The organism is Sphingobacterium ginsenosidimutans (assembly GCF_039536865.1).
Taxonomy (GTDB): Bacteria; Bacteroidota; Bacteroidia; order Sphingobacteriales; family Sphingobacteriaceae; genus Sphingobacterium; species Sphingobacterium detergens.
On the sequence record NZ_BAAAZK010000002.1, the window covers coordinates 29406 to 51034 of the forward strand.

The following is a 21629-nucleotide window of genomic DNA, read 5'->3' on the forward strand; positions in this document are numbered from 1 at the left end:
AGGTATCAAAATCGTAGGTTTTCAAATCCATATTTCGTAGAAAACTGTGTGAAATTAGGGATAATTTTGCCGTTGTTAATAATTAATCTAAATACAAATGAATAAGTCCTACTATATTATATTTCTATTTGTTGTCTTCGCACAGTTGTCCCATGCGCAATCCAGCAAGGTTCTCGTACGTATTCTCGACTTTTCGTATAACCCCGTCCCTACTGCTTCAGTAAAGGTAATGGAAAACAATCAAGAACTAGTAACAGACAAGAACGGTCGGGTGGAATTAGAATTTACAGAATTCAAACCTTACACTTTGTTGATTCGTTACAACAACGAGAGTTATGAAGAGAAGCTATCTTTCAATGGTTTAAAACAATATACTGTCTATATCGGAAATAAACATCACCTTTTGGATGAGATTACCGTAAGTGCTTCAATGAAATTTGCCGAAAAGCAAACCAACACAGTAGGTAAGGTCGAACAGGAAAACTTAGAAACCTCACAGACTTATAATATTATCCCTAGCGAATTGCTCAAGGAACGTTCAGTGACTGATATGAAAGGAGCGTTGCTAGCAGCACCTGGTATTGCCAATGTAACGAATGGCTTAGGTGCAGGCGGGTTCACCGTAATCGCGCGGATGCGTGGTTTTTCCACGGGGGCAGGCTCATTACGAAATGGCTATCGGACCAGTACGACGACAATGGCTGACCTCGCTAACATAGAAGCTATCGAGGTCATTAAAGGGCCTGCCGGCACATTATTTGGCAGCAGCACAGAAATCTCCTATGGCGGGATGATCAATTTAGTGACCAAGAAACCCAAACCATATAAATTTGGTGATGTAAGCTTGAGCTACGGTGCCTATGATCTAAGCCGATTGACCCTTGATTTCAACAGCCCCGTCAATGATAGTAAAACCGTTTTATTTCGTGTGAACGGCGCATTCCAACGCGGGAAGACCTTCCAGGATTTTGGGCTTGACAATACAACTTTCATTGCCCCTGCCCTCCGCTTTCTAGTCAACGATAGGTTGACCTTAAATATCGAAGCTGAATTGAGTCAGAACGAGCGTAACATGATTGCTGTTGGCTATCTCCCTAAAGGATTCAATAGCCTAAAGGATTTCAACTGGGATGTCAAGAAATCATTTTCTTCCAATGACCTGACCATGAAATCCAATGTACTGAATATGCTGGCCACTGCGGACTATAAAATGTCCGATCATTGGAATTCACAGACTGTTGTATCCAGTGCAAATACAACGAACAAATCCGATTATCTCTTTGTAGTTCCCTTGACACAAGATACCATTGGGCGAAGAATTATGCGTATCCCCAGCCATTTCGTCTCAACCAGTTTACAACAAAATTTTGTAGGTACTTACACCGGCGAAAATTGGAAAAATAAGATATTGATCGGTGTAGACTACAACAACGATAAATATCTAACGACACGTAAGATGCTGAATTTTTATGACAAGGTAGACCGCTTTGGAACCACACCTACAATTAATATGTCCAAGGTTGAGACAATGTTTGGTTCTGCGGCAGAAAGCGAAATCAACACAAAATTTCAGACTTATGGGGTATACCTCTCAAATGTCTTCAGCCTGAACAATCGTCTTCACCTGAATGCAGGACTACGTATGGACCGCTATAAAAATTTAGTATCTGATTTCGAAGAAACTTATTTCTCGCCAAAATTTGGTGCCGTTTATGAGGTTCTTTCGGATCAGCTTTCCCTATTTGGGAATTATACCAACGGTTTCAACAATGGCTATTTAATGATCGAGAGTGTGCAATTCAATGCTGCAACGATCAAACCACAGGAAGCCAATCAATATGAATTCGGTTTTAAATACGAACTCTTTAATAAAAAACTACATGGTAATGCCTCTTACTATAATATCGACGTTAAGAATGTACCTTTCTCTGTTGTAGCTGAAAATGGCAAAACATCGACCGTTCAGAATGGCAAACGACTAAGTCGCGGGTTCGAGTTTGACATTACGGCCAATCCATTTGCAGGCTTTCACCTCATTTTGGGATACGGCTATAACGACTCCAAATTTACCGAAGGTGATGAAAAGACCATAGGCAATAGACCTCAGGGCACCCCATTCAACGTAGGCAACTTCTGGACGAGCTATAGCATTCAATCCGGACATATGAAAGGATTTGGATTTGGGGTCGGCGGTAACTATTCCGATGGTTTTTATGGAGACGATTTCAATACCTTTAAAATGCCAGGCTACTTTTTGTTGGATGCAAATCTCTTTTACGAAAGGGATCAGTTCAGGATAAGCTTAAAAGGCAACAACCTAACAAATGTACATTATATGACCACCAATTTCTGGTTGTATGCGCAACCTACAAAAACCATATTGGGAACCGTATCTTATCGATTTTAAGTTTCTATGAACGCTTATAAGAAAAAAGAAAAGAAGAAAAGCACGTTATTACGCTTGGCCAATTGGTTACACCTCTGGCCAAGTGTGGTATCGGGCTTGATTGTGGTTTTTGTATGCCTCACGGGCACCATTATCGTATATTCGGACGAGATCATCGAAGCTTCTGCAGGATCAGCAAAGTATATCACACCAAACGCGGAAAAAAAGCTGACATTAGAACAACTGCTGGAGATACAGAAGAAAAAAATACCAGGGATCTTGCCATCCTATGTCCTTTATTACAATGCCCCCGACCGTAGTGTTATAATCAACGGTTTCGACCCCAAGAATATCCGGCTATCGATGATCTACATGAACCCATATACCGGTGAGATCCTGAAATACGACAAGACAATTCATTTTTTCTTTATTATGGCACATCTGCACGCCCATATGAAGTTAGGATCTATTGGGGGTTGGATTGTCATTTTATCGACCATTATTTTCGTCATTAGCACATTAACGGGGTTAATTCTTTGGTGGCCCAAACGTTGGACCAAAACCACCCGAAAAGCCAGCTTTACCGTACGATGGAAAGCCAAATTCAAGCGATTTAACTATGACATCCACAATGTTTTTGGTTTCTACTCCTTAATTTTATGTTTTATACTTGGGATGACCGGATTAATTATTTTCTTTCAACCCATGATGAACCTGACAATGAAATCTCTTGGAGCTACCGCTGTCGATTGGCATCGTGATCTCCCAAAAGCGGATAAGACCAAACATTTTATAGATGCTTTCCCGCTGATGGATCAACTATTTAAAGTACAACCACAGAAAAAAGTGATCAAATATTGGGTATATGATTACAAAAAATCAGGCGTATTTGCCTTCAATCTTGCAGATCGTGCTGGCTTGAAAAGCAACGAAAACAATTATACTTATTACTTTGACAAATATTCCGGATCCCCCTATCTTATAAAAAAAGAAGAGCATATACACAATAAGGTGGAGAATTGGGTATGGCAACTCCATATGGGGCAATGGTTTGGTCAGATTGGGAAGCTTTCTACCTTTATAGCCGGACTCATCAGTACAACGTTGCCCATCACTGGTTTCTTAATCTGGTGGGGCAAACGAAGAAAAAACAAAGCAAAAAATACAACGGGTAACTTTATCCGCTAATGAACATGCTCTTGACTCTGTTGAATAAATGCAATGTCTAGCTTATCGTAACGCCATCCCATATTGGGGCACTAACTCGTTCTTATTGCTCGATATCTATTCCTGAACATTAACCAATTTATTAGCATTCTACCCAAAAGGGTGGGAATTATCAAAAAATACGAGCTAAGCTCAGGTCAGTATTCTGAATATTTATCCTTTTACATATTCAAAGAACTACCCCCTAGCTTACAAAGTATTATATATCCACCATATTTTTTTCTAATGGCATATTTACCCTACAAAACAAGTAATTATCTAAAGTTGTTATATCAATTAGCGCTACCCCACAAGATAACTACGCAATAAGTCTGCGTACTCATTTATCCAAAGCCATTTTATTTTCGAAATAAAAAAAATAAAAATCTAATAATCAGCAAAATAAACATTAATCACACATTAACCTCTAATTGCGCACATATAACGCGTAGCTCAGCTTGCAATTTTGTAATGTCAGTTCAGAATAGTCTGGCACAAATGTTTAACGATAATGTAATGATTATGAAATTCAACTTCCTTAACACTAAAAAACAGCTGGTTACGAATCATGAAAAAGCAAAGGCTTACCTCATGACACCAGAACTGGAATTGTATACTACGGTAGTCACAACTGGATTGCATGATTCATTTTATGAAAGCGGCAACAGTAGATTAAATCGAATCAAGGAGTTGGTCATGACATGCGAATCGATATTTGTTGCCAAACTCGCCGTCTATGCACGTACAGTGATGAACTTAAGGTCCATCCCGATAGTACTAGCTGTCGAATTAGCGAAGAAAGCCTCTGGCGAGTCGATCGTTAGTAAAACAGTGAGCCGGGTAGTATTGCGTGCTGACGAGATAACTGAACTTCTGGCCTATTACCAGATTGCAAATAACAGAAATGGAGCGAAAAAGTTAAGTAGACTTTCCAAGCAAATCCAAAAAGGTCTTGTAGCCTCTTTTAACAGATTTGATGAATACCAGTTTGCAAAATATAACAGGGAAGCTGAAATTAAGTTAAAAGATGCGCTTTTTCTTGTACACCCTAGTCCTAAGAACGATCAACAGCAGGCTATTTTTAACCGAATCGCAGCGGATAATCTTTCGACCCCCTATACTTGGGAAACGGAACTTTCTAAATTGGGTCAGGAAAATTTTGATAACACCCTGGCCAGATCTGATGCTTTCGCCAGAAAATGGGAAGAGTTGATCGAAAGTAAAAAAATGGGGTATATGGCTTTGCTCAGAAATCTCCGTAATATACTGGAGGCTAACGCATCAGCACAACATGTGTTGATGGTCTGCAATTATCTATCGAATGAGCAAGCAGTACTCAACTCTAGGCAACTTCCGTTCAGATTTCTTTCAGCTTATAGAGAGTTGAAAGTGCTGAAATCGGGTTTAACGTCAACTGTATTGACTGCACTAGAAGATGCCACATTATGCAGTGCCAGAAATATAAAAGGCTTCGGTTTTGAGACTTCGGTTGTGATTTCCTGTGATGTTTCAGGATCTATGCAAAAGCCTATTTCGGCAAAAAGTACGGTTTTACTGTATGATGTGGGCCTAATGTTAGCGATGCTATTACAATCACAGTGTAAAGATGTAACAACAGGGATATTCGGCGATACATACAAGATAATCAATATGCCTAAACATCAGGTGCTGACGAATGTAATGGAGTATTACAAACGAGAAGGTGAAGTGGGTTATTCGACAAATGGATACCTGGTCGTGGACGATCTAATCCGTAGAAAAAAGATTGTGGATAAAGTAATGATATTTACTGACTGTCAATTATGGGATAGTAATCATAATGGCAATTCTTTAGAGAGGTCATGGAATAATTACAAAAGTTTAGCTCCAACGGCGAAACTCTACCTATTCGATTTGGCGGGATATGGAAAACAGCCCATAGATGTTAAACAAAATGATGTTTATCTGTTAGCAGGCTGGTCGGATAAAGTATTTGATATACTTTCTGGCATGGACAACGCCCTATCTGCAGTCAAACAGATCCATCAAGTGGAAATATAAGATCATCCTGCAGTAATTTGGCTGCGGGATTAATCAAAGGAATAAAATAAGCAAGTGTCGTAGAAAAGAGTTACTTCGCATTTGGGTTGCCCGTGTCACAGGTTCGAGTCCTGTCTCTATAGGTATATAGAGTAGCTCAGTTGGTAGAGCAGGAAAAACAGTCTCTTTTCGTTAGTTACCTTGCTTTATGATAAAATTGGATAAGTGCCGTAGAAAAGAGTTACTTCGGTCCAATGGCAGGTTCAAATCCTGCTTCCGATCAGTTCTAGATAGACGATATCGAAAACGTCGGAAAAAACTCTTTTCGTCAGTTGCCTTTCTGATTCTAAACAGAATGCCGTAAACGATAGTTACTTCGTCACCGTTAAGGGGAGGAATAATGAAGTTGTAAAATCAACAAGATTATCCGGTTCGAATCCGGCAATGACTAGCCCCCACTATTGTTGCTTTTTGCTTCTGTTTTTTAAACTAGAAATTTGTTAAGTACAATGTATTCTCTTACATTGTACTTTTTGATGGCAAGTCCTCCCAAAAGACTAGGATATATGAGATTCAATACAAATGAAGTTAACGGACAAAATAGATTTTATACCGCTGATTGAACTTCCTACCACAAAGGGAGCCCAAAACAATAGAGTACCTGAGGGAACTTCCTTTACGAATACGAAAGAATGGGATCTATATCAAGAAAATGAATTAAGGAAAAACTATATTGGTATCCCCCATCCAATCGCAATGGGAATTTATCAATATAGACTTTTTGACATTAAGATCGAGGATTTAAGAACAATAATCAAACTACATATTGGAGACATGCCCATAAAAGACTCTTGCTCACTATTTGGAGGGTATGCAATTTCCATTAATGGACAGATTGAATTGTATCCACAATGCTGTGGTCTAATGGAAGAAATCCAACAATGGAAAAAAATATTAAATGAAAATTTCGAAGATTTTTCGTTATTGGAGTGCCACCCTTCACCCCTAATCACCAAAAATCAAGAAAGGATTACCATTTTCTACGACGATAAAGACGAACCTTTCTTTCCATATTTTTCAAAAAATAAAATCGAACTTGATTATCAAACCACAAAAAATGCTTTCATCACCTTGCTAAGTCAACTGCATTCTTTCTCCGAAAAATTGGACAATCTAGCGGCAGAATTTAAGGTAGATAATATTGCTGACATCTTGATTTGGGGACAGAATGAAAAGGAGCAATCTCTCGAAGAAACTTAATATCAATAGACTAAAAGATAAGTTGGAGAATCCGAGCTTCACCGAAAGGGAAAAATTAGCCATAAGATTTGAGAACAAAAAAGGAAGTTTTCGATTAGAATCAGTCCTCGAATAATTTAAGATTTCCAAAAGAAGATTAAAATTCCTAAAATTGCATTCTCATTTTGACTGGACTTTCTTTAACACATCCAGTATGAACTTATCTCCATAGTAGATCTGGATATAAGGGAATCAGTCAGACCTGTTGTTACAGGTGAGTTAAAATTTAAAAGCATATAAATAAGATGAAAAAGGTTCTATTTTTTCTATTACTGATACCTTTCTGGGCAAGTGCTCAGGAGCAGAATATCCAAGACTTTGTAATAAAAGAGAATCTTTCGAAAAACGGAAAACTTGCGGTGGTCGCTTTGGATTCAATCGGTAATACCAATGAGACTATCAATGGAAACTACATGTTTACCATTAACGGATTCTCTCAGGCGCTCCAATTTCACGATGGTGTAGCTGTTCCAAATCAAAAAATCGAATCGTCTACCTTTGTATTTTTTAATCACAAAAACCAAGAGAAATCTAAAGGTCGCCTGTTTTACATCTATAAGACTGATAATGGGCTTTCTCCTTTTGCCATCAGTGGATTGATGTTTTTGATCATCCCTGCTATTGTATTAGGTATCGCCTACATGTTTAAAAAAGTAATCATGACAGCCATTGCACTGGCAATCGTTTTCTTTATATTCAATCACTCACAAGGATTAGATTTAAGCAAGATCTTTGAGTCAATCTTCTCCAGCCTAAAGAATCTCTTAGGCTAGGGCTAGCATTCAATATCAGTACGTCAAAGTCGTAATCTAGGTGAGTGAGCTTTTTATAAAAAAATAGTGTTCCCTAGAACGGCATACCTATCCCAAAATTGTACTGTATAAAATTATAACGGTCCGGTTTATGGGTCTGATAATATTGCTCCTTAAATTCTTTTGAATCGAAGAAATTCTTGATGACCCATTGATTGCTTCCTGAAAACTGAGGGTCTTTTACCTTTAATCCTGCATCCAGACGGATCACAAAGTAATCTGAATCAAAGCGTAGTCCAAAACCGGTACCAATGGCTACCTGTCCCAAAAACTTGTTGAATTTAAATTCGCCGCCAGGATTTAAATCGTCATCTTTTTTTAGCCGCCAGACATTCCCCATATCAACGAACGTTGCTCCGTTCATCTTGGCCCCCAAAAAATTATTTAAGATGCGAAATCTATACTCAGCATTAGCCTCCAATTTGATCTCTCCCAACTGATCTAAATTCCTTAGATTCAGACGAAGATCTTCGCTCAAATTTTGCCTATTGTATGCGCCAGGCCCTAGGGTTCGTGCTTGCCAAGCCCGTATACCATTCATCCCTCCACTATAAAAACTCTTTTCAAATATCAGTAACTTCGAATTGTTACCATACGGAATTGCGATCCCCGGATTAAAGCGAAAGACAAATTGTCTATTTCCGCCAAGGTTACGGTACAAACGATAATCAAATTCGGTTTTCGCATATTGCAAAAACGGTACACCAAAGATTTTTTTCTCACCATCGGCATTTGCCGGTAGTTTAGCAATACTACTGATCAGATCCAACACATTACCGCTGATATCTACTGTACCACGGAAATATTGAAAATCTTCCTTGCTCGTCAGCTTTTTTCCGTTCAGAATAAAGGTGTATTGCGTTCCCAATCCGAAATATTGACGGTCATTACTACGTACATACAATTGATACCCCTCCTGTTCGAGATTTTTTCGAAAATTTGAATCTAACCTCCCATCCCGATATTCCAATACTATCGGGGTAAAGCTATGATATTTGTTCTCTGTTTCATACCAGGAATAATTCAGCGAAGTAATAAAATAGCGGTTGGAATAAGTACGATCCTGATCAAACAACTGAAGAGTCATCGAATATGTTGTTTTTGGTAAACCAAATTTGCCACCTGGATTAATATGGAAAGGTACCATGAGTCGTGGAATTACTAAATTGACACCCGCCTGAAAATCATTATTGAATATCTTACTCGAAAGCCCCCCTGCCAAACGAGGATCAAATAGCACACCATACCGCAACTTCACCTCCAATTGCTCAGAACCACCAAAAATATTACGCTGTGAAAACGTATTTCCGATATTAAAACCGCTCATCCCCGAACTAAAAGTATACTCTCCTTCGATCTGGTTACCCATTCGTGGCCGCGGGACGAAATCATAATGAACATCGAGTTTATTGGAATCTTTTTTCACAAACTGCACTTTCACAGACCGAAAACCGTTCATCTCATAAAGCCGATCATAAGACTTATTTTCTTCAGCCAAGGAATAATAATTTCCCGATCGTAGGTACATATACCTTTCCAATGGTTTCCAGCGAAAGCTATTTGTTTCATCCACAAAAAGAAGTCGTTTGACAGAATCAGTTATACGGCGAGCTGGTTTCTTTGACATTGCCCCATAATTCCTAATAGTCATATATACACTATCAATTTGATACTTTTTATGTATAGTTGAATCACTGGGATTTTCTACATTTATTTTTAAATCGATCAAGTTTCCAGTCAATGTAGAGTCAATACCCACACGCATATATTGCCTCAAGTAGTCATAATACCCATTGTTACGCATAACAACATATAACTTTTCCCGTTCCTCCAGTAATTTGGCGGCATCATATTGTGTATTGGGCTTGACTTTAGTTTTTGGTAGGATATCCCGATCAAATAACCATTTGGCATCCCCATCTTCAAATTTCCGTTCTATGTTCCTAATTTGATATGCATTTCCTTCATCGACGTTAAAATTGATATGCGCTCTTTTTTTGTTAACTGTAATCTCGGGATTGACTTTGGCATTAAAATATCCCTTAGTAAACAAAAAACGTCTAATCTGATTAGCGGAAAGGTCAACCATTGCTGAGTCAAGCAAATGGGGTGGTTCGCCTACATTTCGAATTTTCTTGGTCTTATAGCGTCCTTTTGTAGTATTGAAGGTATTGTAAATAAATAGATTGACCCTCGAATTAGGTTTTATCTGATTGGATATATAGGTTTCGGAAGACTCTTTCAATGCTGGTGAAACACCGGAAATCTGTATTTTTGTAACCAGGGCTTGGTCGTCATCTATATATTTTGAAGATCGGCAAGATGCAAAAAATAGCGTCAAAAGCATTATACTTGCAAATCCGATAAAACGAGGGTACTTAATCATCAATAAAAATGTTGTCAAAAGCGCAAATCAGTCTAATAACGTCTCTACAAAACAAAAAGTATAGAAAACAACATGGTTTATTCATCGTTGAGGGCATAAAGTCCGTCAAGGAATTTATCTCATCGAGCTACCAGGTTGAGTCGATTTTCTATACAGACGACGCAAACACAAAAGTGGGTAAAATCTCGCATAATATAAAATCCCATGAACTGACGGAGGCTGAATTCCAAAAGATTAGTACCCTAAAATCTCCTCAGGGTGTTCTAGCCCTGGTGAAACTTCCGAAACAACAACAGGTCGAAGTAAGTGATCTAAGAAATTGCTACAATATCGTATTGGATGATGTACAAGATCCCGGTAATCTGGGAACCATCATTCGCACAGCGGAATGGTTTGGGATCAAACATATCATTTGCTCCATTGGCACAGTAGATGCTTATAATCCAAAAGTTGTGCAGGCGACTATGGGCTCATTGGCAAGAATACAGGTTCATTATATAGACTTGCATGAATTTATCTCTTCAACAGATCTACCGGTCTATGGCGCACTGCTCAATGGGCAATCCATTTACCAGACCGAATGGAGTACAGAAGGATTGATCGTCATGGGAAATGAAGGCAATGGTATAAGTGAAGAAATTATAACATTAATAGATCAAGCAGTGACCATACCCCGTATCGGCCAAGCGGAATCGCTGAATGTTGCCGTTGCAACAACAATATTTTGCAGCGAGATCGTCCGGCGGCAGCTGGTTTAGCGAATTTATTTCCAAAAACACCCTATAAACGTTGATGAAGTCCGATCCGATTTCCTTCAGAATCCTCTATTTCAGCGACTGCAAAACCTAAATCTTTGTGAAAGGTGGCAGGATATAATATCCTTGCGCCAGCTTTTTCTGCCCTTTTTAAGGTCTCTTCCAGATCTTCAGTATGCAAATAAAGCAGTACCCCCTGATGCGTAGGCTGATAGATTTCCCCTTTTGCCAACGCACCGGTAATCCCCGACAGCTTTTCCTCAAAAGGGAAGTAAGCCATCTGAATTCCATCAAATTCTTCCTGATCAAAGGTAAAGGCAAACAACTCACTGTAAAAATGAACTGCCCGCTCCATATTTAGTACAGGAATCTCAAAATAGACCCCTGGATTTCTTTTTTCTTTTAACATATGACCAATTGGAGGTTTCTTAATGTTCAGCCAATAAAAGAGTTTTCTATCGCTGGTGAAGATCAAATATACAAATTTGTGTCAAGTGGATTTCCGCATGATTATTTTTATGTTACCATTGAAAGGATTTTAAAATTTTGAACAAAAGAAAAAGTTTAATCGTTTCAAAAGCTGTACATTTGACCTACTCTTCAAAAAGTAAAGGTATCTTCCACGGTATCGCAGACTTGAAGAAATATTCATGCACGACAATTGTTTTAAAATGCCATCTGAACAGAAATCCATCTATACGCTTCAATTTATTTTACTCTGCCTGAGCTCACTCCTATTCTCCTCGAGTTTCAATATGATTATTCCAGAGCTCCCTAATTACCTGAGTAGTTTGGGTGGGGCCGAATACAAGGGGCTGATCATCGCATTATTTACATTGACTGCCGGAATTTCAAGACCATTCAGCGGTAAGCTGACCGATCGCTGGGGCCGTGTACCCGTCATGGCCATCGGATCCATCGTCTGTTTTATCTGTGGTTTTCTTTATCCGATCTTAACTTCCGTCGCAGGCTTTCTGTTTCTTCGGTTGATCCACGGTTTCTCGACCGGTTTTAAGCCTACATCCACCTCAGCTTATGTTGCGGATCTTGTCCCCCAAAAAAGATGGGGCGAAGCCTTGGGAATGCATGGGCTTGCATTCAGTGTCGGCACCGCAGTAGGCCCTGCAATAGGGAGCGCAATTTTTGACGCTTTTGGAATTAACATCATGTTTTACTCCTCTTCCTTCATGGCTTTATTATCAATCCTCATTGTCATCAATATGAAGGAAACCCTTGTCAAAAAGGAAAGATTCAACCTTTCCATGCTGAAAATAGACCGAAAGGATATCATTGAATGGCGTGCACTTCCGGCTGGAATAGTTACATTTCTATCCTATACGGCATACGGTGTAATCCTGACCCTTATACCAGACTGGAGTGAACACCTAGGACTTAAAAATAAGGGTCTTTTTTTCCTGGCATTTACAATCGCATCCGTCTTGATACGCTTTGTTTCGGGAAAGGTCTCCGATCGCTATGGAAGGCCAAAAGTTATTATCACAGGCATAGTGATTATTGCCATTGCTTTGGTGGTGATTGGTTTTGGGGATAGCTTTATCGGTATGATGATTGGAGCGAGCATCTATGGTATTGGCACCGGTATATTATCTCCCGCGGTTAACGCCTGGACTATTGACCTGAGTATCCCTGAACATCGCGGCAAGGCGGTCGCAACCATGTATATTTCACTCGAAGCGGGAATTGGTCTTGGGGCGCTCCTCGCTGGATTATATTATGCGGATGTTATTCTTCGCATTCCACAAATTATGTATGCAAATGCCGTCGTACTCGTGATCGCTTTACTCTATATGCTAAATTGGCAAAGAAAATCTTAGTTTTAGATATAAAAAAGATATGAGATTGATTTTTATAAATCGAGAAAATTTTGCAATGAGTAGCACAAATAAAAATCATCCGATCTATAGCTATTACAATTAGCAGACGATAGGATCGCTTGCATGACTATTTATAAACAGATAGCAAATGATAAATAATTATTTAAAGCTTCAATATAAATTGTTGACACGCCATTTTAAGGCGACTGGCCTTCCGATAATGGTTGCACCACTTTTGTTACTGGGAGCCTGTTATCTGGCCTATTACCTGCTGCTACAGTATCCTGTTTTTGGGAGCTATGCCCTACTGCTTAGCAACTTCCAATTACTCTTTCTCCTGACCGAAAAAAATAGGAACGATTTTCTGAAAAATACCTTTAGTAAAAAAGATTTTTACACGATCAGACTACTGGAAAATAACATCGTCATTTTGCCAACCCTTGCTATTTTTCTATTTCGAGGGCTATGGTTATATAGCCTCGCGCTCATTGCCTTAGCTGTTATATTTGCCTTTTTGGTCTTTAAAACTCTTGGCAAATCCCTCCCAACCCCATTCGCAAAGAAACCATTTGAATTTATTATCGGGTTCCGAAGGAGCTATCTGCTGATTCTCGTTTTGTATATGCTGGCGGCAATTGGTTTCTATGTAACCAACCCCAACCTCGTTCTATTTTGCGTAGTAGGTATAGCACTAACCTCTATGTTCTATTATCAGCTACCAGAACCCGTATTTTATCTTTGGAGCAGCCGAGAAACGCCGGCCAGATTTCTCCTGGGTAAATTTAGACGTGGAATACTGCAATGCCTTTTATTTGTTCTCCCGCTCATAGTGACATACGTTTTTATTTTTTCAGCAGAATGGTTTAATGCGTTAATTGTATTGGGTGGTATACTATTCCTACTCCCTTTTGCTATTACCTTAAAATATGTCGCTTATCCTAGAGAGATCAATTTTCCGGAGGGCTTTGCACTGGTATTATGTTTCAGCTTCTATCCACTGATATTGGCATTATTACCTTTCTATTACTTTAAAGCCCTCAAAAATCTAAAAAACTATTTATGATCGAGCTTATTCATATCAGTAAATCCTTTGGTCAGCATCAGGTCTTGCAAGAGGTCACCTTTACTTTTGAGGACGGAAAGGTCTACGGTATCGTAGGCGAAAACGGTGCTGGAAAAACAACCTTATTTCGTTGTATAGCAGGTTTAGAAACAGCTTCAGGGCAGATCAATGCGAACTTAGAACCACTTAAGAACCACCTAGGCTATCTAACATCAGATCCGTATTTCTTATCAAAACTGACGGGTGAAGAGTATATCTACCTCCTTACCGATGCCCGTGGGAAAAGCATTAAAAACCTCGATGAAAGAAATATCTTCGAGCTACCGTTGAAAGAGTATGCAAGTTCCTATTCTACAGGGATGAAAAAGAAACTGGCGCTGACAGCAACCCTGCTTCAGGACAACAGTTTCTACATTCTGGATGAACCTTTTAACGGGATAGATTTACAAAGCAGTATTATCCTAACCGAAATTATACTACGCCTAAAATCCATGAACAAAACCATCCTGATTTCATCGCATATATTTTCGACATTAAAGGATACCTGTGATGAGATCTTGGTCCTTGAAGAAGGCCGGATCAGCAAATCTGTCAAAAAAGAACAGTTTGGTGATTTTGAAGAAGAAATGAAGGAAAAAATATTAAAAAAAGATATCGATAAACTCTGGCTTTGAAGCCCTGTAAAACTCAAAAGAAATAAGATGGAAAAATACCTACCCACATTAGAAACCGAACGTCTAATCATCCGTCCGATAAGCATGGACGATAAGGACTTTTTTTTTGCTATGGATTCACAGCCTGAGGTACATACCTTTCTCAATAAAGAGCCTGTTCAATCCATCGAAGATATGGAAAAAGCGATCGCTCTCATTCTGCAACAATATGAAAAATATGGTATTGGCCGACTGGGAGTCGTTGAAAAATCAAGCAATCAATGGATCGGCTGGACAGGATTTAAATATATTGATGAATTGGAAAATGGACGTATCGGATTCCTGGACCTCGGCTATCGTTTCAGGATGGAATCCTGGGGCAAAGGATATGCTACTGAAGCGGCATTAGCCTGTATGCAGTATTATCGTGAGCATCTGACTCATTTCGAGCTCCATGCCATCACCCATACCGAAAACGAGGGATCAAGACATGTATTGGAAAAAGTGGGTTTTCAGGTCACCGAAGAGTTTCATTTCGACCGTTGGGATATCCGTTGTTTTTGGTATGATCTGGTCGAAGACGCTAAATCAAACTAATTATGTTAGCTTTAAAAACTAATTTTTTTAACTTTTCATAGTTTCACTGGGATAAAACAAAATGGTTTTGTATTTTTACACGTTCGAATAAAATAAAATTTTGAACATTTCTGTATTGTACAATTTAATCTATTGCTGAGTAAATGAGTGACGAAACAAACTTCCCAACGGAAGATAACCAAGAAGAATTAGGATCAGGAAAAACAGAGGGCGGAAGTCAGACAATACCTTTATCTGGACTGTACGAGAACTGGTTTTTGGATTATGCGTCCTATGTGATCTTGGATAGAGCTGTACCCCATATAAATGACGGCTTGAAACCCGTACAACGTCGTATTCTCCATTCCTTAAAGGAAATGGATGACGGACGATATAATAAGGCCGCCAACGTTATTGGTAACACCATGAAGTATCACCCACATGGAGATGCGTCCATTGGAGATGCCATGGTACAGTTGGGACAAAAAGATCTATTGATTGACTGTCAAGGTAACTGGGGGTTCCCCATTACTGGCGATTCGGCGGCGGCACCACGTTATATTGAGGGACGACTTTCTAAATTTGCAAATGAAGTTGTCTTCAATCCCGAAACGACGGAATGGCAACAGAGTTACGATGGACGTAATCGTGAGCCAGTCACTTTACCTGTTAAATTCCCTTTGCTTCTGGCGCAGGGAGCAGAAGGTATTGCTGTAGGTTTAGCGACCAAGATTATGCCGCACAACTTTATTGAACTCATTGATGGCTCAATTCAGGTACTGAACGGCGAACGCCCGAATATTCTTCCTGATTTTCCCACAGGTGGTATGGCCGATGTGTCTAACTACAACGAAGGTCAACGTGGCGGAAAGATCCGTGTGCGTGCTAAAATTGAGGAGCGGGATAAAAAGACTTTAGCGATCACCGAGATTCCTTTTGGTACCACCACTGGCGGGCTTATCGAAAGTGTTGTCACCGCAAATGAAAAAGGTAAAATCAAAATCAAGAAAATCGAAGATAACACGGCTGGAAATGTTGAAATCATCGTGCATTTAGCACCGGGAATATCTCCTGATGTTACGATCGATGCACTATACGCATTCACAGCTTGTGAGGTTTCTATCTCTCCAAACACCTGTGTCATCAAGGATGAGAAGCCTCATTTTATGAGTGTCAATGACATCTTGATTGAAAACACCAAAAACACAAAAAATCTATTGAAGCGTGAACTAGAGATCCGTTTAAATGATCTTCAGGAAAAAATCTTCTTCAATAGCTTATTAAAGATATTCATCCAAGAAGGGATGTACAAACATGCCGATTATGAAAATGCCGGTGACTTTGATACTGTCGTTCAGGTTTTAAATCGCTTGTTTGAGCCATTCTTTGAACAGTTTTATCGTGAAATTCTTCCTGAGGACTATAAGAAATTGATCGATAAACCAATGAGTAGCATTACACGTTTCGACGTAAAAAAATCAGACGAAACGATGAAGACGCTCGAAAATGAGATCAAAGAAGTTAAACGTCATTTGCGTCAGTTGACCGAATATGCCATTGCCTGGTATGAAAAATTGCGTGAAAAATACAGCAAAGATCGTGAGCGCAAAACAGAATTACGCATCTTTGATAAGGTTGAGGCAACGCAAGTTGCATTAGCCAATGCCAAACTATATGTCAATCGTGAAGAAGGTTTCATCGGTTCAGGAATGAAGAAAGATGAGTTCGTATGCGATTGCTCAGATATAGATGATATCATTGTTTTCCGCGAAGATGGCAAATATGTCGTCAGCAAGATTCAGGATAAAGTATTTGTTGGTAAAGGGATTATTCATGTGGCGGTCTTCAAAAAAGGTGACGAACGCACGATATACAACGTTATCTATAAAGAAGGCGAAACTGGTACAAGTTATATCAAACGTTTTTCTGTTGTTGGCGTTACCCGCGACAAGGAATACGACGTATCCAAAGGATCTAAAGGATCAAAAGTTTTGTATTTCACTGCTAATCCAAACGGCGAGGCAGAAGTTGTCAATATACAGCTCAAACCGCACACGAAATTACGCAAATTGAATTTCGACATGGATTTCGCTGAAATTGCCATTAAAGGTCGTGCATCCCAAGGAAATATTGTTTCCAAATACCCAGTCAAGAAAATCGCCTTCAAAAGCTCCGGTATTTCAACACTTGCCGGACGAAAAATTTGGTACGACACTATCATGAAACGCTTAAATGCAGATGAACGCGGCCAATATTTAGGCGAATTTGATGGTGATGATAAAATATTGGTTGTACTTTCTGATGGTAGCTACGAGTTATCGAACTTCGATCTTAGCAACCACTTTGATGAGAAAATGATCCGTATTGAGAAATTCTATCCTGAACATGTTTATACCGTAGTACATCAAGATGGTAAGAGCGGCACCTATTTCGTCAAACGTTTTAAATTTGATGACCAGCCTATTGGTAAACGCATTTCGTTTATCAATGAAGAACCTGGTTCAAAACTAGTTCTAATGAGCAATGCGGCTGAACCTACAGTCAAATTAGATATTCTAAAAGGTAAATCTCAAACGGAGGAAACGCTGGAACAACCATTGACTGAAATCATTGATGTCAAAGGCATAAAGGCGCAAGGTAATCGTCTTTCCTTCCATACCGTAAAATCTGTTGCCTTAATTACTGCAGATGAGGATCTCAGTGAGAAAGGAAAGAAAAAAACGGAGGCAGCTTCTATAGACGGAGAAACAAAATCCGAAGAGACAAAGGCGGAGGCTGCAACTACTGAAACTGCGACAGATGCATCCAATGATAAAAAAGAAGATGACATCAAATTAGAGATCACTAATCCTGACGACATCCAAATTGATGACAAAGGGCAAATGGAAATGTTTTAACAGCATTTTTCAATAAGTAATCCGCATAAAGGAAAGGCTCGAATATATATTCGAGCCTTTTTATATTGTTATTGATCACTGTTAGTTCTCAAAGGTAACCAAGGACTTGTTTCAATCCTCCTCCCCCTCTAATAAACAGCCCACTATCAATTCGCTATGCTTGACACAAAGCTCCTATATAAAGCTTTTAGGCTTTAAATTCCTTTAAGAACTTTTGAAGTTTCGGCGCAATGACCACCGAACAGAACGGGTTCTCAGGATGATCATTAAAATAATTATGATGATAATTTTCAGCAAGCCAAAATGTTGATGCCGGTTCAACCGCTGTTACAATTGGATCTTCATAGACATCCTCGTTTTCCAACTCATCAATAAAGTTTTTTGCTAAGATTTCCTGTTCTTCATTGTGATAAAAGACCACAGAACGATACTGCGTACCCACATCATTACCCTGGCGGTTCAATGTTGTCGGATTATGAGTCTTAAAGAAAATTTTCAACAGATCCTCATAATTGACCAACTCATCATCATACTCCAACTCCACCACTTCTACGTGATCGGTTGTACCTGTACAGACCTGTTCATAAGTAGGATGATCGATATGACCTCCCATATATCCAGGCAATACGGATGTCACTCCCTCGGTATTTTGGAAAATCACTTCCGTACACCAAAAACATCCACCTCCAAATGTTGCTTTCATATTTTTATTGTATTTAGTATTGAGTATTGAGACTTTGATTTTTAAGCCCTTGACATACTTGTTATCTCATTGTTCTCACGCTAACGTCGCTTATACAAAGATAATCAATAATAAATTTAATACTTCTATCTAAACCCGTATTCTAAAAGAGACTAAAGAATAATAAGGATTATGGAGCATAAGATCTGGATTAAAGAACAAAGATTAAGCTGAACATCAAATCCGGACGCTTGTTAAACCAGTCCCTGATCCTTTGTCTCAAATCTCACATCTAAAATCTAATATCTAGATACTAATATCTCTAGTTACTAATAATAATGTTTTCCTTTGATCAATAGATCTTGCTGTTTGCTGTCGCAAACAGCATAAGAGAATCCCTCCTGCAATGCATAAGCTCCATACTCCCCTTTTCTGTTAATCGCCAAAAATCCAACTTGTATTTCTTTGGCAATTGCGGGCTTTTTCTTCACAATACGCATTACCGCTTCCTTACAGGCATCTTCAGGTGAATATCCTTGGCGCATTAACTCAACCACCAAAAAACTACCAACATTTCGAATAACTTCTTCACCGACACCGGTCGAAGTAGCCCCTCCAACTTCATTATCCACATAGAGTCCAGCTCCGATAATCGGACTATCCCCTACCCGGCCATGCATCTTAAATGCCATTCCGCTGGTCGTACAGGCTCCGGAGATATTTCCGTTGGCATCCAAGGCTAACATACCTATAGTATCGTGATTGTATTGATTGCCTGGTAGGCGCTCCGCAGCAAAAGTTTTATTTTCAATATTAACAACAGGCTTGTATTTCTTCTCCTTTAACCACTCTTTCCACGCTTTCTCCCCTTCTGGCGTCAATAAATTCTCTTCTTGAAAACCATTTTCCAATGCAAATTGCAATGCCCCTTCACCAACAAGCATGACATGTGGTGTTTTCTCCATCACTAGACGGGCCACGGAGATCGGATGACCAATTTTTTCCATACCAGCCACTGCGCCACAATTACCATCAGCATCCATAATACAGGCATCTAGGGTCACATGTCCATCACGATCTGGATACCCCCCTTTACCTACAGTCATATTCTTCAAATCCGCTTCGGGTACACGTACACCCTGCTCGACAGCGTCAAGCGCTTTTCCACCTTTCGACAAGATCTCCCATGCTGCTTTATTTGCCGCTATCCCAAAATCCCATGTCGATATCACGATAGGATATTTCTTCACCTTGACACTAGATGCAATCGTCAACCCTTTTGTATCGAATGCACTCAAGGTACCTATAGCCGTAGCCGCCATAAAACCTTGCTTAATAAAATTACGTCTAGAACTCATATGTAAATTATTTATCTTTTAACCCCCTGTTTCATTTGAGTAGCCTCCTACCCTCCAAACATGGATATACTACTTTTTGATTCTCATGAGCATAATGCTCCATAACGATGATTCTAAGATGCTCCTACCTCCTATTGGATTATCGTAACAATTGCATGATAAAACCGCTCAATTACGCTTGCAATCCAACGAAATCGGGAACAAGAATATCTGCTTTTTTTAGCATGCCTATTGGCCCCAAAAAGGATCTCAATCGCTCCCTGACTTATCTTCAGAAGGAGAATCACCAAAAAAAGCTGATTTCGCTATCAATAAGCAATAATACAAAATGGTTTTAGCAAATAGACAAATTAATTAAAATTAGGCCTAAAGATTCGTTTTTTAGCAACACAATATTCCAATCACTTAAAAATCGACAATAAACATTGATTTATATTGTGAATTAATCCTATCTTTAGAAACAAACTAATCAGCATGAAAAACACACTAAAATTCGCCATTTTAGCATGTGCAAGTCTTATTGGCACAAGTCATGGCCATGCACAGCAGGTAGATTCCACAACATATTTCAAAGTCAAAGAATTGCAAGAAAACGTAAAACGTGAATTTGCACCAGATCGCAGAACGAAAATTGTGGCCATTCAGAAAGCGGATATTCCACAAAATCAATATATCCTCGAAACAACCGAAAAAGATGCGAAGTTCGTACTCGAACAAAAAGCGAAAGAAATATCCGCTAATATCCAAATCCAACTATTACCTGACGCGAGTGTCGAAGGTAAAACTAACGGCGTAATAAGACTGTCCGTTGCCAACATGCGTACCGATCCGAATAATGCCGCAGAATTGACAAGTCAGGTCTTACTGGGCACACAAGTAGATTTATTGCAGAAAAAAAGTGGTGAATACCGTGTACGGACACCCGACGGCTATATCGCATGGGTACCTAGCTCTTCAATAGCTGTAATGGATAAAACTGAAATTGACAGCTGGAGACAAGCGGACAAACTGATCTACACCAATGAATTTGGCAAATCCTATACCGAAGCCGATGAGAAGAGCCTACGGGTATCGGATTTAGTTTATGGCGACATCTTAAAATTAACAGGACAGAAAGGCAACTTTTATACGATTGCTTACCCCGATGGCCGAAAAGGATATATCAAGAAATCTGAAAGTCTAACCTTAAAAAACTGGTTGGATACGCGTACCCCTACGGCCGACAATATTATCGCAAGCGCAAAAACAATGTTGGGACTACCTTACTTATGGGGTGGAACATCCGTTAAAGGAGTCGATTGCAGTGGTTTTACCAAAACAAGTTTCTTTATGAATGGTTTTGTTATACCCAGAGATGCATCGCAACAGGTACTGGCCGGCGAGAAGATAGACATTCTAGACAATGAGGGTCATTTCGATGCGAGCAAAGCACTCAAAAACCTTAAACCTGCAGATTTACTTTTCTTTGCTGCTGGTAAAAACAGTAATCCCAACGCCCGGGTAACCCATGTAGCCCTTTATATTGGCAATGGTACTTTTATTCATGCTGCAGGATTAGTCCGTATAAACAGCATGCTAAAAGATTCGCCAGATTACGACGACTTCCAAACACGTACTGTGGTAGCAGCCCGCCGTTACCTTGGAGCCAAAGATAGCGCAATTCAAAAAATCGCTGAAAGCAATTATTACATCAACAAATAAA

Annotated in this window: 16 protein-coding genes and 1 tRNA gene; 13 read left to right on the plus strand and 4 right to left on the minus strand. The window is 39.4% G+C overall.

The window, feature by feature from the left end:
- Positions 1-97: 97 nt before the first annotated feature.
- The 6 genes from ABFX33_RS00130 to ABFX33_RS00155 all read left to right on the plus strand — a co-directional run bounded on the left by ABFX33_RS00130 (position 98) and on the right by ABFX33_RS00155 (position 7683).
- On the plus strand, positions 98-2407 hold the full coding sequence (locus ABFX33_RS00130) for a TonB-dependent siderophore receptor (RefSeq protein WP_346083484.1): 2310 nt from the start codon (positions 98-100) through the stop codon (positions 2405-2407).
- Positions 2408-2413: 6 nt separating this feature from the next.
- A complete protein-coding gene (locus tag ABFX33_RS00135; RefSeq protein WP_346083486.1) occupies positions 2414-3574 on the plus strand; it encodes a PepSY-associated TM helix domain-containing protein in 1161 nt (386 codons plus the stop codon).
- Between the two features lie 540 nt (positions 3575-4114).
- A complete protein-coding gene (locus ABFX33_RS00140) occupies positions 4115-5632 on the plus strand; it encodes a TROVE domain-containing protein (RefSeq protein ID WP_346083487.1) in 1518 nt (505 codons plus the stop codon).
- A gap of 130 nt (positions 5633-5762) precedes the next feature.
- Positions 5763-5891: transfer RNA gene (locus tag ABFX33_RS00145), tRNA-OTHER, on the plus strand.
- 302 nt (positions 5892-6193) lie between these two features.
- Positions 6194-6871 carry a hypothetical protein gene (locus ABFX33_RS00150; RefSeq protein WP_346083489.1) on the plus strand — a complete coding sequence of 226 codons (678 nt, stop codon included), beginning with the start codon at positions 6194-6196 and terminating at the stop codon, positions 6869-6871.
- A 284-nt stretch (positions 6872-7155) separates the two neighbouring features.
- On the plus strand, positions 7156-7683 hold the full coding sequence (locus tag ABFX33_RS00155; protein ID WP_223584644.1) for a hypothetical protein: 528 nt from the start codon (positions 7156-7158) through the stop codon (positions 7681-7683).
- A gap of 73 nt (positions 7684-7756) precedes the next feature.
- On the opposite strand, the gene tamL is transcribed toward ABFX33_RS00155, so the two are convergent.
- A complete protein-coding gene (gene tamL / locus ABFX33_RS00160) occupies positions 7757-10108 on the minus strand; it encodes a translocation and assembly module lipoprotein TamL (RefSeq protein ID WP_346083490.1) in 2352 nt (783 codons plus the stop codon).
- 8 nt (positions 10109-10116) lie between these two features.
- Here tamL and ABFX33_RS00165 point away from each other — a divergent pair, with 8 nt between their 5' ends.
- Positions 10117-10866, plus strand: a complete 750-nt coding sequence (locus ABFX33_RS00165) for a TrmH family RNA methyltransferase (protein WP_346083492.1) — start codon at positions 10117-10119, stop codon at positions 10864-10866.
- Positions 10867-10888: 22 nt separating this feature from the next.
- Here the strand turns inward: ABFX33_RS00165 and ABFX33_RS00170 are convergent, their stop codons facing one another.
- Positions 10889-11272: a VOC family protein gene (locus tag ABFX33_RS00170; protein ID WP_346083493.1), complete on the minus strand. Its 384-nt coding sequence runs from the start codon at positions 11270-11272 to the stop codon at positions 10889-10891.
- Positions 11273-11534: 262 nt separating this feature from the next.
- On the opposite strand from ABFX33_RS00170, the gene ABFX33_RS00175 reads away from it, so the two are divergent.
- From ABFX33_RS00175 to ABFX33_RS00195, 5 genes are all read left to right on the plus strand, one after another.
- A complete protein-coding gene (locus tag ABFX33_RS00175) occupies positions 11535-12698 on the plus strand; it encodes an MFS transporter (RefSeq protein ID WP_346083494.1) in 1164 nt (387 codons plus the stop codon).
- 148 nt (positions 12699-12846) lie between these two features.
- On the plus strand, positions 12847-13761 hold the full coding sequence (locus ABFX33_RS00180) for a hypothetical protein (protein WP_346083495.1): 915 nt from the start codon (positions 12847-12849) through the stop codon (positions 13759-13761).
- Positions 13758-14435 carry an ABC transporter ATP-binding protein gene (locus ABFX33_RS00185; RefSeq protein ID WP_346083496.1) on the plus strand — a complete coding sequence of 226 codons (678 nt, stop codon included), beginning with the start codon at positions 13758-13760 and terminating at the stop codon, positions 14433-14435. Before ABFX33_RS00180 ends, ABFX33_RS00185 begins: the two co-directional genes overlap by 4 nt.
- Before the next feature lie 27 nt (positions 14436-14462).
- Positions 14463-15011, plus strand: a complete 549-nt coding sequence (locus ABFX33_RS00190) for a GNAT family N-acetyltransferase (RefSeq protein WP_346083498.1) — start codon at positions 14463-14465, stop codon at positions 15009-15011.
- A gap of 143 nt (positions 15012-15154) precedes the next feature.
- The gene (locus ABFX33_RS00195) at positions 15155-17887 is read left to right on the plus strand and encodes a DNA gyrase/topoisomerase IV subunit A (RefSeq protein ID WP_346083499.1); all 2733 of its coding nucleotides are present in this window, start codon (positions 15155-15157) and stop codon (positions 17885-17887) included.
- A 187-nt stretch (positions 17888-18074) separates the two neighbouring features.
- On the opposite strand, the gene msrA is transcribed toward ABFX33_RS00195, so the two are convergent.
- Positions 18075-18590: a peptide-methionine (S)-S-oxide reductase MsrA gene (gene msrA / locus ABFX33_RS00200; RefSeq protein ID WP_120259952.1), complete on the minus strand. Its 516-nt coding sequence runs from the start codon at positions 18588-18590 to the stop codon at positions 18075-18077.
- Between the two features lie 308 nt (positions 18591-18898).
- Positions 18899-19927: a glycosylasparaginase gene (locus ABFX33_RS00205; RefSeq protein ID WP_346083501.1), complete on the minus strand. Its 1029-nt coding sequence runs from the start codon at positions 19925-19927 to the stop codon at positions 18899-18901.
- 474 nt (positions 19928-20401) lie between these two features.
- On the opposite strand from ABFX33_RS00205, the gene ABFX33_RS00210 reads away from it, so the two are divergent.
- Positions 20402-21628, plus strand: coding sequence for a C40 family peptidase (locus ABFX33_RS00210; RefSeq protein ID WP_346083502.1), 1227 nt, complete (start codon positions 20402-20404; stop codon positions 21626-21628).
- Position 21629: the final 1 nt, after the last annotated feature.

Bases quoted from the DNA above. Each gene is read 5' to 3' on its own strand.
- ABFX33_RS00170 (WP_346083493.1), bottom strand. From the start codon at position 11,272: ATGTTAAAAGAAAAAAGAAATCCAGGGGTCTATTTTGAGATTCCTGTA.
- ABFX33_RS00130 (WP_346083484.1), top strand. From the start codon at position 98: ATGAATAAGTCCTACTATATTATATTTCTATTTGTTGTCTTCGCACAG.
- ABFX33_RS00150 (WP_346083489.1), top strand. From the start codon at position 6,194: ATGAAGTTAACGGACAAAATAGATTTTATACCGCTGATTGAACTTCCT.
- ABFX33_RS00155 (WP_223584644.1), top strand. From the start codon at position 7,156: ATGAAAAAGGTTCTATTTTTTCTATTACTGATACCTTTCTGGGCAAGT.
- ABFX33_RS00185 (WP_346083496.1), top strand. From the start codon at position 13,758: ATGATCGAGCTTATTCATATCAGTAAATCCTTTGGTCAGCATCAGGTC.
- ABFX33_RS00135 (WP_346083486.1), top strand. From the start codon at position 2,414: ATGAACGCTTATAAGAAAAAAGAAAAGAAGAAAAGCACGTTATTACGC.
- ABFX33_RS00180 (WP_346083495.1), top strand. From the start codon at position 12,847: ATGATAAATAATTATTTAAAGCTTCAATATAAATTGTTGACACGCCAT.
- ABFX33_RS00210 (WP_346083502.1), top strand. From the start codon at position 20,402: ATGAAAAACACACTAAAATTCGCCATTTTAGCATGTGCAAGTCTTATT.
- ABFX33_RS00175 (WP_346083494.1), top strand. From the start codon at position 11,535: ATGCCATCTGAACAGAAATCCATCTATACGCTTCAATTTATTTTACTC.
- tamL (WP_346083490.1), bottom strand. From the start codon at position 10,108: ATGATTAAGTACCCTCGTTTTATCGGATTTGCAAGTATAATGCTTTTG.
- ABFX33_RS00195 (WP_346083499.1), top strand. From the start codon at position 15,155: ATGAGTGACGAAACAAACTTCCCAACGGAAGATAACCAAGAAGAATTA.
- ABFX33_RS00205 (WP_346083501.1), bottom strand. From the start codon at position 19,927: ATGAGTTCTAGACGTAATTTTATTAAGCAAGGTTTTATGGCGGCTACG.
- ABFX33_RS00190 (WP_346083498.1), top strand. From the start codon at position 14,463: ATGGAAAAATACCTACCCACATTAGAAACCGAACGTCTAATCATCCGT.
- ABFX33_RS00165 (WP_346083492.1), top strand. From the start codon at position 10,117: ATGTTGTCAAAAGCGCAAATCAGTCTAATAACGTCTCTACAAAACAAA.
- msrA (WP_120259952.1), bottom strand. From the start codon at position 18,590: ATGAAAGCAACATTTGGAGGTGGATGTTTTTGGTGTACGGAAGTGATT.
- ABFX33_RS00140 (WP_346083487.1), top strand. From the start codon at position 4,115: ATGAAATTCAACTTCCTTAACACTAAAAAACAGCTGGTTACGAATCAT.